This window comes from Mesorhizobium sp. P5_C1 (assembly GCF_054049815.1).
Genome location: NZ_JBFULQ010001242.1, coordinates 1 through 758, shown reverse-complemented (window position 1 = coordinate 758; position 758 = coordinate 1). Strand labels below are relative to the sequence as shown.

Sequence of the window (758 nt, the reverse complement as noted above, 5' to 3'; positions counted from 1 at the left end):
CTGCAATTCGGCAGCGACCGATTCTTGCCGTGCAGTGGTCCTCATATCCACGCTGCTCTTGACGAGGTCACGGCAATTCTCGAGCAGCTCGACGTCGCAGCCGATGACCGAAATGCGATCATGTCGGGGACTGCAATGGATTGGCTAAGGCTACGCCCCTCGCAAGGAGGAAACTGATGGGCCGGACCCCGCGTGCGGTGCCAGGCGGCCAGACTGATGAGCGCACGCATGTGCTTGAGGTCTTGGGCAACGCCATCGTCGGAGGCATGGAAAACTACGTGCGTAATCTGGCTGCGAACCTGCCATCGAACGAGTTCAGAGTGTCGCTCCTGTGCCCGTATGAAAGCCCTTATACCGCATTGTTAAGGTCCGAAGGCAGAGACGTGTATATTGCGCCCCTGCGTGATGATCCACCTTGGAAGACAATCGAACTGATATGCACACTCGTCCGTGAAACCGGTGTCGACTTGCTCCACGCTCACCTGATGAACGCGCATACCGTGGCGGCAATGGCCGGCCGACTGAGCGGGACGCCGACCGTTGCCACGGTGCACGGGATGAGCTTGCATCCGCAGGAAATTAGTGTGGCGCGCACAACCGGGAGCCACACCATTGTTGTGTGCCGCGAAGCTTGGTCGCAAGCACTTGCGGTGGGATTGGCGCCGGAGCTTGTAAGTCTCGTTCCGAACGGGGTCGACCTCGCTGTGTATCATCCGATGTCGGCTGACCCCTTGGACTTCCGCCAAACGATCAACGTC

Annotated in this window: 1 protein-coding gene; it reads left to right on the top strand. The window is 59.2% G+C overall.

Annotation, left to right across the window (positions count from 1 at the left end):
- Window positions 1–176 precede the first annotated feature (176 nt).
- The coding region (locus tag ACXJ7R_RS35125; RefSeq protein WP_457155802.1) for a glycosyltransferase at window positions 177–758 on the top strand (582 nt) is incomplete at its 3' end.